At 72.5% G+C, this 16,073-nt stretch carries 15 protein-coding genes and 1 pseudogene; 12 read left to right on the forward strand and 4 right to left on the reverse strand.

Translation table 11 applies throughout. The features are described 5' to 3' along the window. The first annotated feature begins 63 nt into the window (after positions 1-63). A complete protein-coding gene (locus ACWDZ4_RS16105) occupies positions 64-777 on the forward strand; it encodes a TetR/AcrR family transcriptional regulator C-terminal domain-containing protein (protein ID WP_451509017.1) in 714 nt (237 codons plus the stop codon). Positions 778-1,275: 498 nt separating this feature from the next. On the opposite strand, the pseudogene ACWDZ4_RS16110 reads toward ACWDZ4_RS16105, so the two are convergent. The 3 genes and pseudogenes from ACWDZ4_RS16110 to hmgA all read right to left on the reverse strand — a co-directional run. Beyond that, positions 1,276-2,487, reverse strand: a pseudogene (locus ACWDZ4_RS16110) (type ISP restriction/modification enzyme); the annotation flags it as partial. Positions 2,488-2,517: 30 nt separating this feature from the next. Further along, on the reverse strand, positions 2,518-3,267 hold the full coding sequence (locus ACWDZ4_RS16115; protein WP_344493190.1) for a GntR family transcriptional regulator: 750 nt from the start codon (positions 3,265-3,267) through the stop codon (positions 2,518-2,520). Between the two features lie 30 nt (positions 3,268-3,297). Next, entirely contained in the window at positions 3,298-4,617 is a 1,320-nt protein-coding gene (hmgA, locus tag ACWDZ4_RS16120) for a homogentisate 1,2-dioxygenase (RefSeq protein ID WP_451509018.1), read from the reverse strand. A gap of 116 nt (positions 4,618-4,733) precedes the next feature. On the opposite strand from hmgA, the gene ACWDZ4_RS16125 reads away from it, so the two are divergent. From ACWDZ4_RS16125 to ACWDZ4_RS16155, 7 genes are all read left to right on the forward strand, one after another. Then, positions 4,734-5,342 (forward strand): TetR/AcrR family transcriptional regulator, encoded by a 609-nt coding sequence (locus ACWDZ4_RS16125; RefSeq protein WP_451509019.1) that lies wholly within the window; start codon positions 4,734-4,736, stop codon positions 5,340-5,342. 95 nt (positions 5,343-5,437) lie between these two features. After that, positions 5,438-7,663, forward strand: coding sequence for a molybdopterin-dependent oxidoreductase (locus ACWDZ4_RS16130; protein WP_451509020.1), 2,226 nt, complete (start codon positions 5,438-5,440; stop codon positions 7,661-7,663). Between the two features lie 121 nt (positions 7,664-7,784). Beyond that, positions 7,785-9,194, forward strand: a complete 1,410-nt coding sequence (locus tag ACWDZ4_RS16135) for a CitMHS family transporter (protein WP_451509021.1) — start codon at positions 7,785-7,787, stop codon at positions 9,192-9,194. Beyond that, positions 9,194-10,417 carry an MFS transporter gene (locus ACWDZ4_RS16140; protein WP_451509022.1) on the forward strand — a complete coding sequence of 408 codons (1,224 nt, stop codon included), beginning with the start codon at positions 9,194-9,196 and terminating at the stop codon, positions 10,415-10,417. Before ACWDZ4_RS16135 ends, ACWDZ4_RS16140 begins: the two co-directional genes overlap by 1 nt. Positions 10,418-10,597: 180 nt before the next feature. Continuing rightward, positions 10,598-11,230 carry a hypothetical protein gene (locus ACWDZ4_RS16145; protein WP_451509023.1) on the forward strand — a complete coding sequence of 211 codons (633 nt, stop codon included), beginning with the start codon at positions 10,598-10,600 and terminating at the stop codon, positions 11,228-11,230. Positions 11,231-11,279: 49 nt separating this feature from the next. Beyond that, positions 11,280-12,014, forward strand: a complete 735-nt coding sequence (locus ACWDZ4_RS16150) for a class F sortase (RefSeq protein ID WP_451509089.1) — start codon at positions 11,280-11,282, stop codon at positions 12,012-12,014. A gap of 109 nt (positions 12,015-12,123) precedes the next feature. Then, positions 12,124-12,582 (forward strand): DUF3574 domain-containing protein, encoded by a 459-nt coding sequence (locus ACWDZ4_RS16155; RefSeq protein WP_451509024.1) that lies wholly within the window; start codon positions 12,124-12,126, stop codon positions 12,580-12,582. 9 nt (positions 12,583-12,591) lie between these two features. Here ACWDZ4_RS16155 and ACWDZ4_RS16160 read toward each other — a convergent pair whose 3' ends face one another. Continuing rightward, positions 12,592-13,038 (reverse strand): ATP-binding protein, encoded by a 447-nt coding sequence (locus ACWDZ4_RS16160; protein ID WP_451509025.1) that lies wholly within the window; start codon positions 13,036-13,038, stop codon positions 12,592-12,594. Between the two features lie 157 nt (positions 13,039-13,195). Between ACWDZ4_RS16160 and ACWDZ4_RS16165 the strand changes: the two genes are divergently transcribed. Genes ACWDZ4_RS16165 through ACWDZ4_RS16180 form a run of 4 tightly spaced genes read left to right on the forward strand, consistent with a single transcriptional unit; the run spans position 13,196 to position 16,072 of the window. After that, entirely contained in the window at positions 13,196-14,026 is an 831-nt protein-coding gene (locus ACWDZ4_RS16165) for a helix-turn-helix domain-containing protein (RefSeq protein WP_451509026.1), read from the forward strand. Further along, positions 14,023-14,268 carry a DUF397 domain-containing protein gene (locus ACWDZ4_RS16170; protein WP_451509027.1) on the forward strand — a complete coding sequence of 82 codons (246 nt, stop codon included), beginning with the start codon at positions 14,023-14,025 and terminating at the stop codon, positions 14,266-14,268. The genes ACWDZ4_RS16165 and ACWDZ4_RS16170 overlap by 4 nt, the downstream gene beginning before the upstream one ends. Positions 14,269-14,304: 36 nt before the next feature. Further along, positions 14,305-15,210, forward strand: coding sequence for a helix-turn-helix domain-containing protein (locus ACWDZ4_RS16175; protein WP_451509028.1), 906 nt, complete (start codon positions 14,305-14,307; stop codon positions 15,208-15,210). Between the two features lie 43 nt (positions 15,211-15,253). Beyond that, positions 15,254-16,072: a dioxygenase family protein gene (locus ACWDZ4_RS16180; protein ID WP_451509029.1), complete on the forward strand. Its 819-nt coding sequence runs from the start codon at positions 15,254-15,256 to the stop codon at positions 16,070-16,072. Position 16,073: the final 1 nt, after the last annotated feature.

Here is a 16,073-nt window from a genome sequence, read left to right on the forward strand (position 1 = left end):
CGGCCCACCGTACCGCACTACGTACGCTGTACGTAACTAGGATGGTGGGCGAGGTGATGATCCATGACGGTCGACGGGCGTTCCGCGACACCCGAGGTGATCTGGGCCCGTCCCGAACGGGCCGGCCGCGGACCCAGGCCGGCGTACAGCCGCGCCGACATCGCGGCCGCGGCGGTGCGGATCGCGGACGCGGACGGGCTCGACGCGGTGTCGATGCGCAAAGTGGCCGCGGAGATCGGCTGCGGCACGATGTCGCTCTACAACTACGTGCCGCGCAAGGAGGACCTGTACGAGCTGATGGTCGACGCCGTCAGCGGGGAGTTCGACCTGTCCCGGGAGCCGTCGGGGGACTGGCGCGCGGAGATGGTCGCGCTCGGGCACCGGGCGCGGGCGCTGATGCACCGGCACCCGTGGCTGCCGGGCCTGATGTCACCGGTCCACAGCTTCGGCCCCAACGTGCTCCGGTACCTGGAGCACTGCCTCGGCTGCCTGGAGGGGCTGGACGTACCGCCGGGGACGAAGCTGGAGCTGGTGGCGATGGTCAACGGCATGGTGACGACGTATGTCGCCCACGAGCTCGCGACCGCCGAGCGGTCGCGGTCGCTGCCGTGGTCGCAGGAGCAGGAGGACGCGGTGCGGAACGCCTACCTCGGGCGTGCGATCGCCACGGGCAAGTACCCGCGGATGGCGCGGGCGTTCGCGGAGGGCGCCGGGCCGGTCGATCCGGACGGCGCGTTCGAGCGGATGCTGGAACGCGTGGTGGGCAGCTTCGCGTAGCGGCGGCGGACTCCCGTCCGAGCCGCCGCCGCTGTTCCCGGAGCCCCCGCCCGGCGGCGGGGGCTCCGTCGCGTCCTGGCCCCACCCGGTCGGCCCCCCGGCCCTGTTGCTACGGTCGCCGTACGTTTTGAACGCGTTCAAAGGGGGAGCGGGTCATGCCTGAACCGATCGTGCCCGACCGGACCGACACGCCCGCCGTCGCGCTGGGCCCCACCGCACTGGTCCTCGGCGTCCTCTCCGCGCTATGGCCATGGGTGCCCGTGTTCCCCCTGGCGCTCATCGCCGGACCCCTCGCCGTCACCTTCGGAGTGGCGGGCATGCACTACGCCGGCCAGGGCGTCGGACGCATGGGGACCGCGGTCGCCGGAACCGTCCTCGGCGCGGCCGGATTCGCCGGAGTGTTCTTCCTCTTCGTGCCCTAGCGTCAGGGCCCGGGCCGTCGCCGGGGCTCTCGCGATGCCCCCGGCGCACCGGGCGGGCGCCCGCCGCGCTCTCCTGGAGCAGCGCGAACTGGCCCTCCGGGCCCTCCTCCTGGTGGTCCAGGACCGACGCCGGGCGCCGCGCCGCGTCCGGCACCGGCAGCACCCCCGCTTCCGTCAGCTCGTCGCGGGTGATCCGCCTCCCCTCCCGCAACTCCTCCCGGCCCGCGTCCAGCCGGGCCAGCAGGGTCAGGACCGTGATCAGCTCCAGCAGGTCGGACGTCCACTCTCTGGGCCACGCCGAAGGGCGGATCGCCTCCAGCGTGCCCGGCTCGCCCACCGCCGTACGCCGCTCGAACCACAGCTCCAGCACCCGCACCCCGCCCGCGTGAAAGTCCCAGGCCGCCGCCGGTACGGGCGACACGCGCCCCTCCCCGAGGTGCACCACCTCCGCCTGCGCGTCGTACCGCAGTGCGTCGGGCCACGCCGTGACCGCCGACCGGACGTACGGGCGCCGGCCGCCCGGCAGCCGGGGGCGGTCCCCGCCCCGCGCGCCGCGCACCTGCACCGCCGTCATCCGCCGCCCCAGCCCGACCCCCGCCGCCCAGACCTCCGCCGAGGCCGGCAGCGGCACCGCCGCCCCCGCCGGTGACGGCTCCGCCGCCGCCACCGCCCACGCCAGCACGTCCCCGGCCGCGACCTCGTGCCCGTAACGCCCGCTCAGCAGCCGCAGCAGCCCCGGCGCCAGGTTCGGTTCGCGGCCGCCGGGGCGGCGGTACAGCGGGCGGATGCGGCCGGGGCGGCCGGCGGGGGAGCGGCCGTCCGGCAGCAGGGCGCCGACCAGCAGCGCGGGCCCGGCCGCCGGACCGGGCACGTACCCCTGCTCCACGGCGAAGAGCTGATGCGATGCGTCGGCCACCCGCCACAGCTCCGGCCGGGCGGCGTCGATCAGCCGGTGGTCCGGGATCAGCCACTGCTCGTCGAAGGGGCCGCGCAGGACGCGCACCGGCTCCGGGCAGGGCCCGCTCTCCCGCGCGAGCCGGCCCGTACCGGTCCGCTGCCCCGGCAGCGCGGCCACCGAACTGCGCGTCGTGCGCGCCCGGGTGGCCCCGAACAGCTCCTCGCGCCCGGCGCCTTCGGCCCGTACCAGCGCGTCCCAACGGGCCCGCAGCGTACGCCGGTCCGGCGCCAGCACCCAGTCGCGGCCCAGCCGCGGAGGAGCCACCGACCAGGGCATGAGTTCACCGAGCAGCGGGGCAGCGTCCGGGACCCCGGACCGCGTCGCAGTCATGCGGGCATGGTAGCCACGGCGGCCGGCCGGTCAGTGCGCGTCCACCGTCACCGAGAAGGAGAAGCGGTCGCCCCGGTACCGGATGCGGGCCACGTCCACGACCCGCCCCTCCCGGTCGTACGTCACACCTGTGTAGTGCAGGATCGGGCTGAGCAGCGGGACCTGGAGAAGGCCGGCCGTCTCGGGGTCCGCGAGCCGCGCCTCGACGGTGTCCGTGATCTTGCTGATGCGTACGCCCACCGCGTCGCGCAGCACCTTCGTCATCGGCCAGCGTTCGAGATCGGCCAGGTCGATGCCGGCGGCGACCTCCGGGCGTACCGCGTTCTCCGCCCAGTTGGTCGGCTCGCCGCTCTCCCCGTCGCTGCGCAGCCGCCGGTAGGTGATCACCTCGTCCGTGTCCGGGAAGTGCTCCACGAGGTCCCCGGGGACGGGCGTGGGCCCGTGCCCCAGGATCGTCGTCAGCTCCCCGGACTGCTGGGCCACGATCGCGTCGATCGAGCCGAGCAGCCGGCGCGGGGCGCCGCGCCGGGCGCCCGGCTCGATGAACGTGCCGCGCCGCCGGTGCCTGCTGATCAGGCCCTCGGCCTCCAGCTCCTTGAGGGCCTGGCGCATGGTGAGCACGCTCACGCCGTAGTGCGCGGCGAGCTGCTCCTCGGTGGGCAGCCGCAGCGCCGCGTCGGGCGTGCGGCCCAGTATGGAGGCGCGCAGGGACTGCGAGACCTGGTACCAGAGCGGCAGCTTCCGGTTCAGGACCAGCGAGTCGGGGGCGAATGCGGTCACGGGTTCATGTCTCCGTAGGTACGGTTCGTACTACGACCTGAAGTGGCGTTGCAGACCTTGCCACACGTCGTCGTACGCCGCCTGGAGATGGTCGGCGGTCGCCGCCTGCGCGGTCGCCGTGACCGGCCAGCGCGTCTCGAACATGAAGGCCAGGCCGTCGTCGATCTTCTGCGGCTTCAGCTCGGCGGCGCTCGCCCGGTCGAAGGTCTCGCGGTCGGGCCCGTGCGCCGACATCATGTTGTGGAGCGAGCCGCCGCCCGGCACGAAGCCCTCGGCCTTCGCGTCGTACGCGCCCTCGATCAGACCCATGTACTCGCTCATCACGTTGCGGTGGAAGTACGGCGGCCGGAAGGTGTCCTCGCCGACCAGCCAGCGCGGCGCGAAGACGACGAAGTCGACGCCCGCCAGGCCCGGGGTGTCGGACGGCGAGGTGAGGACCGTGAAGATCGACGGGTCCGGGTGGTCGTAGCTGATGGAGCCGATGACGTTGAAGCGGCGCAGGTCGTAGACGTACGGGACGTGGTTGCCGTGCCAGGCGACGACATCCAGGGGCGAGTGGCCGTACGTCGCCGACCAGAGGTTCCCGCAGAACTTGTTGACGACTTCGACCGGGCCCTCGGTGTCCTCGTACGCCGCCACCGGAGCGAGGAAGTCGCGGGCGTTGGCCAGGCCGTTGGCGCCGATCGGGCCGAGGTCGGGGAGCTGGAAGGGCTGCCCGTAGTTCTCGCAGACGTAACCGCGGGCGCTCTCGTCCAGCAGCTCCACGCGGAAGCGCACCCCGCGCGGGATCAGCGCGATGTGCCCCGGCTCGCAGCGCAGCAGGCCGAACTCGGTGCGCAGGAGCAGTCCCCCGCGCTCCGGAACGATCAGCAGTTCGCCGTCCGCGTCGCTGAACACCCGGTCCGTCATGGCGGAGTTGGCGTGGTAGAGGTGGATCGCCATGCCGGTGCGCTGCGTCGCGTCGCCGTTGCCGCCCACCGTCCACAGGCCGGCCAGGAAGTCGGTGCCGGGCGCGGGCTCGGGCAGCGGGTTCCAGCGCAGCCGGTTCGGGTCGGGGACGGTCTCGGTGAAGGGCGCGCCGCGCACGTGGCCGTTGTCGGTGCGTACGAACGGCGGGTGGGCCGCCGACGGCCTGATCCGGTACAGCCACGAGCGCCGGTTGTGGGCGCGCGGCTCGGTGAAGGCCGATCCGCTCAGCTGCTCGGCGTACAGACCCAGCGGTGCGCGCTGGGGCGAGTTGCGGCCGTGCGGCAGTGCGCCGGGGACGGCCTCGGAGCTGTGCTCGTTGCCGAAGCCCGAGGAGTGGGCCAGTCCCTCGGCCGTTTTTCTCGCCTGCTCGATGCCGTTCATCGTCCGCTCCCGGGGTGCCGAAGGGTACCTGCGTGAATCCTATGGTCGACAGTAGGATTCGAGAGCGCGCCCGTCAACGGGTGCCGTGCCCGTGGGACTGTCGGCATCATGGGCCCGTGCCCCCGACGAACTCGCTCCGCAGACCCCCCGTACAGCAACGCAGTGCCGACCGGCTCGCCCGGATACTGGACGCCTGTGCCCAGCTCCTCGACGAGACGGGCTACGAACGGCTGAGTACCCGGGCCGTCGCCGCCCGCGCGGGCGTTCCCATCGGCTCCGTCTACCGCTTCTTCACCAACAAGCGCGCCCTGGCCGACGCCCTGGCGCTGCGCAACCTCGACCGTTACGCCGAGCGGATCAGCGGCCGGATCTCCGCGCTGCCGGGGGAGGACTGGCGCGGCGCCATCGACGCCGTGCTCGACGAGTACATCGCCATGAAGCGCACCGCCCCCGGCTTCGCCCTCGTCGACTTCGGCGTCCAGGTCCCGGTCGGCGAACCGGGCGCCGACATCGACTACCGCGTCACCGACCGCCTGACCGACCTGCTCTGCGCCCACCTCGGCCGCGCCCCGGACGCCGGCCTGCGCCGGACGGTCCTGGTCGCCGTCGAGGCCGCCGACGCCCTCCTCCAACTGGCCTTCCGGGTCCGGCCGTCGGGCGACCCGGACCTCATCGGCGAGACCCGGGCCGTCCTGCACGCCTATCTGGCCAAGACCTTCGACTGATCCCCGCGGTCCGGCCCTCCCCGCCGTGCCTACCGGTCGGTATGCTCGGCTGTGCTCCCGTGCCCCGCGCCACCGTCGCCGCCCCTGGAGGGCCCATGCCCGGTCAAGACGTAGCCGCAGCATCCCGCACCGCCCTGCGCATCTGCCCGCTCTGCGAAGCCACCTGCGGCCTGACCCTCACCATCGAGGGCACCACGGTCACCGGAGCGCGCGGCGACCGTGACGACGTCTTCAGCCACGGCTTCGTCTGCCCCAAGGGCGCCGCCTTCGCGGACCTCGACGCCGACCCGGACCGGCTCACCGGGCCCCTCGTCCGTGAGGACGGCGTCCTGCGGGAGGCCACCTGGAACGAGGCGTTCGACCTCGTCGCCGCCCGGCTGCGGCCGCTGGCCGAGGAGTACGGGCCGAACTCCGTCGGCGTCGTGCTCGGCAACCCCAACGTGCACACCATGGCCGGCGCCCTCTACCCGCCCCTCCTCCTCTCCCTGCTGCGCACCCGCAGCCTCTTCACCGCCAGCACCGTCGACCAGATGCCCAAGCACGTGTCCAGCGGGCTGCTCTTCGGCGACCCGTTCGCCATCCCGGTGCCCGACCTGGACCGTACGGACCATCTGCTGCTCCTCGGCGCCAACCCCCTCGACTCCAACGGCAGCCTGTGCACCGCCCCCGACTTCCCCGGCAGGCTCAAGGCGCTGCGCCGCCGCGGCGGCACGCTCGTCGTCGTCGATCCGCGCCGCACCCGCACCGCCCGGCTCGCCGACCGGCACGTCCCCATCAGGCCCGGTACGGACGCGCTGCTGCTCGCCGCGCTGGCCCAGGTCCTCTTCGAGGAGAAGCTGACGGACCTGGGAGAGCTGGGGGAGTGGACCGAAGGGCTGTCCGAAGTACGGGAAGCCGTACGGGACTTCACACCCGAAGCGGTGTCGGCGGCCTGCGACGTCCCCGCCGACGAGATCCGCCTGCTGGCCCGTGGGCTCGCCGCCGCGCCCACCGCCGCGGTGTACGGCCGGGTCGGCAGCTCCACCGTCGAGTTCGGCACCCTGGCCAACTGGCTCGTCGACGTACTGAACATCCTCACCGGCAACCTCGACCGCCCCGGCGGCGCCCTCTTCCCGCTCTCCGCCACCGCCCCCGCGCCCCGCCCCGCCGGACCCGGCAAGGGGTTCGCGCTCGGCCGCTGGAAGAGCAGGGTCAGTGGCCACCCGGAGGCCAAGGGCGAACTGCCGCTGGCCGCGCTGGCCGAGGAGATCGACACCCCGGGTGAGGGGCGGGTGCGCGCGCTGATCACCATCGCCGCCAACCCCGTGCTCTCCGCGCCCGACGGGCACCGCCTCGACCGCGCCCTGAGCGGGCACCTCGACTTCATGGTCAGCGTCGATCCGTACCTCAACGAGACCTCGCGCCACGCCGATGTCGTGCTGCCCCCGCCGCCGCCCTCCCAGAGCGCGCACTTCGACTTCGCCTTCAACGGCTTCGCCGTGCACAACCAGGCGCGCTACAGCCCGGCCACCGTCCCCCTGGAGGGCGGCCGGATGGACGAGAGCGAGATCCACGCCCGACTGATCCTCGCGGTCGGCGGCATGCACGGCGCCGATCCGGCGTCCGTCGACGGCCTCGCCATCGAGCGGGCCCTCGCCAAGGCCGTCGCCACCCCCCACTCGCCCGTCCACGGCGACGACCCCGAAGGGCTCGCCGCCGCGCTCACCGGGTGCGGCGGACCCGAGCGCCGCCTCGACATGATGCTGCGCCTGGGCCCGTACGACCTCGTACTGGACGATCTCCTCGCCCACCCGCACGGCATCGACCTCGGTCCGCTGCGGCCGCGCCTTCCGCAGGTCCTCAAGACCCCGAGCGGGAAAGTCGAGTTGCTGCCCGCGCCCCTCGCCGCCGATCTGCCCCGGCTGCGGCGCGCGCTCGGCGAGCGGCCCGCCGGGCTGGTGCTCGTCGGCCGCCGCCACCTGCGGTCCAACAACAGCTGGATGCACAACATCGCGAGGCTCAACGGCGGCAGCAACCGCTGCACGCTCCAGGTCCACCCCGACGACGCGGCGCGGCTCGGTCTCACCGACGGGGAGCGCGCCCGCATCAGCGCCGAGGGGGGCGCGCTGGAGACCGTGGTGGAGGTGACGGACGCGGTACGCACCGGAGTGGTGAGCCTGCCGCACGGCTGGGGACACGACCGGGAAGGCACCCGCACGGCGGTCGCCGCCGCCACCCCCGGCGTCAACGTCAACCAGCTGCTCGACGGGAGCCGGCTCGACCCGCTGTCCGGCACGGCTGTGCTCAACGGATTCTCCGTCGACGTAGCACCCATATCGTGACCTGGGCTTTTGCGCTTATTGCTCGCACGTCAACATCTTGTTAACGCGCCGCAGCGGGACCTAACGTCAACGAACCGCCTGGTCTGGTGGAAGTTCAAGGGCGAACGTGAGGTATCCCAACATGCTGACCATCCTCGGATTCGTCATGATCGCGACCTTCCTGGTCCTGATCATGACGAAGAAGATGTCGCCGATCGCGGCGCTGGTACTGATCCCGGCACTCTTCTGCGTGTTCGTCGGACAGGGCGCCGAGCTCGGCGAGTACGTCCTCGAGGGCGTCGGCAATCTCGCGCCCACGGCGGCGATGCTGATGTTCGCCATCGTGTACTTCGGCGTGATGATCGACGTCGGACTCTTCGACCCGGTCGTGCGCGGCATCCTGCGCTTCTGCAAGGCCGACCCGCTGCGGATCGTGGTGGGCACGGCCCTGCTCGCCGCGATCGTCTCGCTCGACGGCGACGGCTCGACCACCTTCATGATCACGGTCTCGGCGATGTACCCGCTGTACAAGCGGCTCGGGATGAGCTTGGTCGTGATGACCGGCGTCGCCGCCACCGCGAACGGCGTCATGAACACCCTCCCCTGGGGCGGGCCGACCGCCCGCGCCGCCACCGCGCTGAAGCTGGACGCGGCCGACATCTTCGTGCCGATGATCCCGGCGCTCGGCGCGGGCCTGGTCTTCGTCTTCGCCCTGGCGTACGTACTGGGCCGGCGGGAGCGCAAGCGGCTGGGGTACCTCACGCCGGACGAGGCGGTCCAGGTGGATGCGGACGCCGAGGTCCTGGTCACGGCCGGCGGCGGTGGCGAAGAGCCCTGCAGGAGCACCGGCGGCACGGGGGACGCCGCCGACGCGGACACCGGTCCGGCGTACTCCGCGGACGGCGACGGCTTCCAGGGGCTCGACCCCCACCGCGCCACCCTGCGCCCCAGGCTCTACTGGTTCAACGCCGGGCTCACCGTCGCGCTGCTCACCGCGATGATCATGCAGCTGATGCCGATCCCGGTGCTCTTCCTCATCGGCGCGGCCCTCGCCCTCACGGTCAACTACCCGAACATGGCCGACCAGAAGGCCCGTATCGCCGCCCACGCCGACAACGTCCTCAACGTCTCCGGCATGGTCTTCGCCGCCGCCGTCTTCACCGGCGTGCTCACCGGCACCGGCATGGTCGAGCACATGGCCGACTGGCTCGTCGGCGCGATCCCCGAGGGCATGGGCCCGCACATGGCGATCGTCACCGGTCTGCTCAGCCTCCCGCTGACCTACTTCATGTCGAACGACGGCTTCTACTTCGGCGTCCTGCCCGTACTCGCCGAAGCGGGCGCGGCGCACGGCGTCCCGCCGCTGGAGATCGCCCGCGCGTCCCTCGTCGGCCAGGCCCTGCACATGTCCAGCCCGCTCGTGCCCGCCGTGTACGTCCTGGTCGGCATGGCCAAGGTCGAGTTCGGCGACCACACCAGGTTCACCGTCAAATGGGCCGCGCTCACCTCGCTGGTGGTGCTCGGCGCCGGAATTCTCTTCGGCATCATCTGATGCGTGGCCGGGGGTGGTTGCTGCGCCTCGTCATCGCCTTCGGCTTCGCGCAGGCGGCGGTGTCGATGGCGCGCCCGGCCGTCTCGTACCGGGCCCTCGCGCTGGGCGCGGACGAGCGCGCGATCGGTGTGATCGCGGGTGTGTACGCGCTGCTGCCCCTGTTCGCCGCCGTACCGCTGGGGCGCCGGACGGATCACGGGCGGTGCGCCCCCCTCCTGCCCGTCGGCGTCCTCCTGATCGGGGCCGGCTGCGCGGCCGGCGGCCTGGCGAACTCCCTTGTGGCGATGGCCGCCTGGAGCGGCGTGATGGGCCTGGGGCACCTGTGCTTCGTCATCGGCGCCCAGTCGATCGTCGCCCGCCAGTCCGCCCCGGCCGAACAGGACCGCGACTTCGGCCACTTCACCATCGGCGCCTCCCTCGGCCAGCTCGTCGGCCCCGTCGCCGCCGGGCTGCTGGTCGACGGGCACGAGGGCGCGATGGCCCGCACCAGCGCTCTGGCCCTGATCGTCGCGGCGGGCGTCGCGGCGGTCTCGCTCACCTCGCTCTGGCGGATCGAACACCGGGCGGAGCGCGTGGAGGGGGCGGACCGCGCCGAGGTGCCCGTCCACCGCATCCTGCGCACCCGCGGTGTGCCGGCCGGGATCTTCATCAGCCTCGCCGTGCTCTCCGCGACCGACATCCTCACCGCGTACCTCCCGGTCATCGGCGAACACCGGGGTGTCTCGCCCTCGGTCGTCGGCCTGCTGCTGAGCCTGCGGGCCGCGGCGACGATCGCCTGCCGGCTGGTGATGACGCCGATGATCCGGCTGCTCGGCCGCACCGCGCTGCTGACCGTCACCTGCCTGCTGGCCGGGCTGCTGTGCGTGGGCGTCGCGCTGCCGGTGCCGGTGTGGGGCATGGCGCCGATGCTGGCCGCCCTCGGGTTCTGCCTGGGGGTGGGCCAGCCCCTGTCGATGACGACGGTGGTCCGGGCGGCCCCGCCACAAGCGCGTTCGACGGCGCTCGCGCTGCGGCTGACCGGCAACCGTCTCGGCCAGGTCGCGGCGCCCGCTTCGGCGGGCCTGGCCGCCGGTGCGGCGGGCACGGCGGCCCCGTTCGTGCTGCTGGCGGCCCTGCTCCTGGGCGCCTCGGCCCTGGCGGTACGTGACAGGGGCCCCCGCCCCGCGGAACGGGCCGCCGGCGCACCCGCCGCGCCCGCGCCCCGCCGCACCCCGGCGAAGTAGAGGTCCCGCGAGGGCGCGGACGCTCCGGGTCCCCCGGGCGGCAGACGGTTCCTGTCGGCCAGTCAGGTTACATCTGACGATTTCTCAGCGTTTCGCCGCCTCTTCCTGCCCGATATGTGACATCTAATCAGGCGATCGAGTGATCAGTACGACAATCATCTCGGCTTGAAGGAGCCCCGCATGACCACCTCGGCATCTCTCCGCTCCCACGGTGTCCGTTCGGGCACGGCCGCCCTCGCCACGCTGGCTCTCGCAGGAGTGTCCCTGTGGGGCGCGTCGGCAGCTCTCGCCGTGCCCGGTGACAGCGGAGAAATCAAGATCCACAAGGCTGGTACCAGCTTCTCCGACACCAAGGACCACTACGAGGTCTGCACGTTCAACCTGGCCGCGTCCAACTTCGAGACGGTGCAGCTGGTCAACTGGACGGTCACCCCTCCGCAGCCGAAGGCGCCCGCCGAGCCCATCCTGACGGGAGGCATCGTCATGGTGAAGGGCGAGGGGCACACCGCGGACTTCTCGCTCCCGAACGGGCACTACCAGCTCAACTGGACGTTCCCGGGCGGCGTCTCCAAGCAGAAGATCTTCAAGGTCGACTGCGCGAAGAACGACGACAAGGCCGCGGAGAAGGCCACCGAGAAACCCGCCCCGCGCGGCCCCGTCCCCGCGGGCGGCGGCGGGACCTCGGGCACGGGCACCGGGGCCGACGCCGGTTCGTCGAGCGCCGTGGCCCCCGCACTGGTCGCGGGCGCCGCCGGAGTGGCCGGGCTGATCTTCGTCCGACGGGCCCGCCGCCGCGCCCATGGCGCCGCGTAACACCCCCTACAGCCGTCGGCGCGGACCGAGCCGGGGCTGCCGCCTGGCGATGACGGCGGCCGCGACGGTGTCGTTGGTGACCGGTGTCGTCCGGGGGTGTGGCGATACGCCCCCCGACGCCCCGGTCGCCGCCGCTCACGACACGGCCGCCAAGAACCCGGCGCCGAAACCGAGTTCACCGAGTCCGGAGCCGCCGGTGTCCACGCCGGCGGCTCCGACGCCGACGCCGACGGAGACCCGGCCGGTCGCGACACCCGTGGTGCCCAAGCCGACGCCGACACCGACGCCGACGCCGGTCCCGGCGTCGCATCCGCCGCTGCCGCCCTCTCCCGTCGTGAGGGTGGCTGTGCCCACCCTCACCATCGAGGCGCCCGTGATCGGCCTCGGGCTCGATCCGGAGGGCCGGCTGGCGACCCCGCAGGTGGACAACCCCCGCCTGGTCGGCTGGTACAAGGACGGCCCGACCCCCGGGGAGGCCGGGACCTCCCTGCTCGTCGGCCACCGGGACACCCGGACCGGACCGGCCATCTTCCTGAACCTGAACGCACTCGACCCCGGCGACGTCATCAACGTCGCACGGGAAGACCGCCGGACCGCGGTGTTCACCGTCGACGCCGTGCGGACGTACAAGAAGGACGCCTTCCCCGACACGGAGGTGTACGGCAACAAGACCGGCCGCCCGGAGCTGCGGGTACTGACCTGCGGCGGGAGCTTCGACAAGAAGACCGGCTACGGCTCCAACGTCGTCGTTTTCGCCCACCTCACGGACGTGAAATACGCCTGACGGTTCCGGTCCCCGCGGTACGGGAAAGCCCCTCGGTCCGGCCGTCGGTCGCCGGCCCGGCCGGGGGCTTTCCCGTACCGCGGGTTCCGACCGACCGAAGGGTTTCACCGTGCCACTCCGGATCACACCCGCCCGCCTGGCCACCACCGGCGCGGGCGTACTCCTCGCCGCCGGCGCCCCCGCCGCGTACGCCACGTTCGGCGGGGAGGCCCCGCCGTCCCGAGCCGCCGCGCGGGGGGAGGCGTACGTGGAAACGCGGCTGTTCTTCGGGACCGAGCGGCCCGACGGCGGGCCGGACGTCACCGACGAGCAGTTCATGGGCTTCGTCGACCGGCAGGTGACGCGCGGCTTCCCGGAAGGGCTGACCGTGCAGGACGGCCGCGGGCAGTGGCGGGACGCCGACGGCACGATCGGGCGCGAGCGTTCGTACGAACTGATCCTCCTCTACCCGGCGTCGCAGGCCGAGACCCGCGACGCGCGGATCGAGCGGATCCGCGACGCCTACGAGCGCGCGTACGCCCAGGAGTCCGTGGCCCGCCTCGACGAGCCGACCCGGGCCGACTTCTGATCCTCCGGTTCACGGCCGGAACGTCGCCCACACCGTCTTGCCGACCTGCCGGCCGGTGACGCCCCACGTGGCGGCCAGCGCCTCGACGAGCAGCAGGCCGCGCCCCGCCTCCGCGTCGGGAGCCGGGGCCCGGGGCGGTGGCGCGGGCAGCCGGCGTTCGGTACGGGCGTCGGTGACCTCGATGCGCAGGAGGCCGCCGGCCTCCAGTGCCAGCCGCAGCTCGAAGTCGCGGCCCGGGACGCGGCCGTGGGTGACGGCGTTCGCGGTGAGCTCGGCGACGATCAGCGCGGCGGCGTCGGAGGAGTCGCTGCCGTACGGAATGCCCCACTCGTGGAACTGGTGCACGGCCAGCAGTCTGGCCAGCCTGGCCGCTTTGCGGGTGGCGGAGAACCGCTGCCGGAACACACGTACGGTAAGGGGCGGCTGGGCCTCGGACGGCTGGATCTCGGTATGCATGGGGCCACCGTGGCGGGCCGTCGACGTGGTTCGCCAGCGGACACGTCCGTACGCTGGGTCACCGTACGGACGCACGCTGTAGACGGTACGGCCGTCCATGCCGTAACCCTGGGTGAGCTGAATGCGGGGAGATCCGCTCACTGGGAGGTGGCCGGGCATGGCCGGGGACTGGGAACACGACGAGCCGGATTCGTCGGACAGCATGAAGACCTTCGGGGCTTTCGTCCAGGGGCTGCGGGAACACGCGGGCTTCACGAGGGAGGAGTTCGGGGCGCTGGTGCAGTTCTCCAAGCACATGATCGAGTCGATCGAGCTGGGGAGGCGGATGCCGGACAGGGACTTCGTGGAACGGGCGGAGCCGGTGCTGGGGGGCACGGGGGCGCTGCGGAGGGCATTCGGACACCTGACGCGGCAGCCGGGGCTGGCGGCCTGGTTCAGGAAGTGGGCGCGGCTGGAGCGGACGGCGGTCAGTCTGGACACGTACGAGTGCAGGCTGGTGCCGGGCCTGTTGCAGTCCGAGAGCTATGTGCGTGCCGTGTTCGAGGACGACACTCCGCCGCTGTCGGATGAGCAGATGGAGATTCAGCTGGCCGCCCGGATGGATCGGCAGCGGTTGCTGCGTGAGCGGCCCAATACCTCGTTCAGTTTTATCGTCGACGAGGCTGTGTTCCGGCGTCGTATCGGCGGCGTCGAGGTCACATCCGAGCTTATTGACCACGTGCTGGACAGTACGAAGCCACGGAACGTTGTCTTGCAACTCATGCCGCTGGGCTGCGAGCACCACGCCTGTCTTGCGGGCCCGTTGCAACTGCTGGAGACGCCGGACGGGCGGCGATTCGCATACTCCGAGGGGCAGCAGAACGGTCGGCTGATCTCGGTCGTGAAAGAGGTTGCCGTGCTCCATCAGCGTTATGCGACACTGCGCTCGCAGGCACTTACCCCCAAGGACTCGCGTGGCCTGCTGGAGCGGATCCGAGGAGCCCTATGAGCACCACCGAACTCGCCTGGTTCAAGAGCAGTTACAGCAGCGCCCAGGGCGACAGCTGCGTCGAAGTCGCCCTGTCCTGGCAGAAGTCCAGCTACAGCAGTGCCCAGGGCGATGACTGCATAGAGGTGGCCGCCTGCCCCGCCGCCGTCCACGTGCGCGACTCCAAGGACAAGGACGGCCCCGCCCTCGCCCTCCCGCCCCGCGCCTGGGCGGACTTCCTCGTCCTCGCCGCGCGAGGCTGAGCGGCCGGGTCGCGCCCGGCGGGAGGGGAGGGGCGGATGGACGACGGTCCCGTACCACTGCACCGGCTCGACGTGCCCGAGGTCCATCTGCTGCCGTTCGCCATCGGGTCCTTCGACACCATCGGGCCGCTCTCACGGGCGGCTTTTCCGCACCGGCACACCTTCTACGAGATCGTGCACGTCACGGGCGGGACGGGCGCCCACGTCCTCGATCTCTCCCGGTGGGAGCTTCGTCCCCCGCACCTGTCCTTCGTCGTGCCCGGGCAGGTCCATTACTGGGAGGACGTCTCGGGCCTCCAGGGCGTCGTCATCCTCTTCACCGACGACTTCCTGCTCGATCACCCCGGCGACCGCGACCTGCTGCGCAAGCTCGGTGAACAGCCCTGGCTGAGTCTCTCCCGTACGGACACGGCCGACATCGCCCCGCTCGTCACCGAGATGGAACGCGAATACACCCTCGGGCGACCGCGGTTCGCCGACGTCCTGCGCGCCTGTCTGCACGTACTGATCCTGCGCGCCACCCGCATGTCCGGGCCCGGCGGCGGTGGTCCGGGCAGCCCGCGGCGGGCGGATGCGGTCGCGCAGGAGTTCGTACGGCTGCTGGCCGGCCCGGGGGCCGGTGTCCGGTCGGTGCGGTCCTGGGCCACGCGGATGGGGGTGAGCGTCGGGTACCTCGACGAGGTCGTCAAACAGGTCACCGGCCGCACCCCGGGGCAGCTCGTCCGGCAGACCAGGACGCACGAGGCGAAGCGGCTGCTCGCGCTGACCGACCTGACCGTGCGGCAGGTGGCGGGGGAGGTGGGGTTCGCCGATCCGGCGTACTTCTGCCGGTACTTCCGGCGGGAGACGGGGCTGAGCCCCAGCGAGTTCCGGCGGGGCAGCGGTGCTTCGCACCACGACTACCGCATTCCGTCCATCGACCATCCCCGGCCCCCTGCGTAGGTTCGGACCAATCCCCGACCCCACGTCGTCAAGGAGTCCCCCGATGGACCGTGACAGTCACCTCAGCCGCAAGACCGTACTGAAAGCCGCCCTCGCGGCCGGCGCCTCGGTGCCGATCGCGATGGCCGGCGTACCGGCGCTCGCGCGGACCGCGCGCGACCGGGGCGCCTTACCCGCCTTCACCCCGGCCTGCGACGACGGGGACGACCCGACGCCCGCGCAGACCGAGGGGCCGTACTTCAAGCCGAACTCGCCGCGCCGCACCTCGCTGGTCGACGCGAGCACCCCGGGCACCCGGCTGACCGTCACCGGCTACGTGTTCGGGGCGGCCTGCCTGCCGATCGCGAACGCTCTGCTGGACTTCTGGCAGGCGGACACCAACGGGGCGTACGACAACAGCGGCTACCGCTTCCGGGGGCACCAGTTCAGTGACGCGCAGGGGAGGTTCTCGCTGACCACCATCGTGCCGGGGCTGTATCCGGGACGCACCCGCCACCTCCACGTCAAGGTGCAGGCGCCCGGCCGCCCCGTACTGACGACCCAGCTGTACTTCCCGGGCGAGCCGCGCAACACCACCGACACGATCTTCGACCCCGAGCTGCTGATGACCGTCCGGACCAACGGCCCGGCGCGCGAGGCGAGCTTCGACTTCGTGCTGAACGTGCCGCAGACGCCGGGGCCGGGGGATCCGACCGACCCGCCGACCGATCCGCCGGCCGGGGGCACCTGGAAGGCGGGGACGGTGTACCGGGCCGGCGACAGGGTGACCTACGGCGGACGCTCGTACGCGTGCTTGCAGGGGCACACCGCCCAGGTGGGCTGGGAGCCGCCGAACGTACCGGCGATCTGGCGGGCGCAGTAGG

The sequence above is a fragment of the Streptomyces sp. NPDC003016 genome (assembly GCF_053591455.1).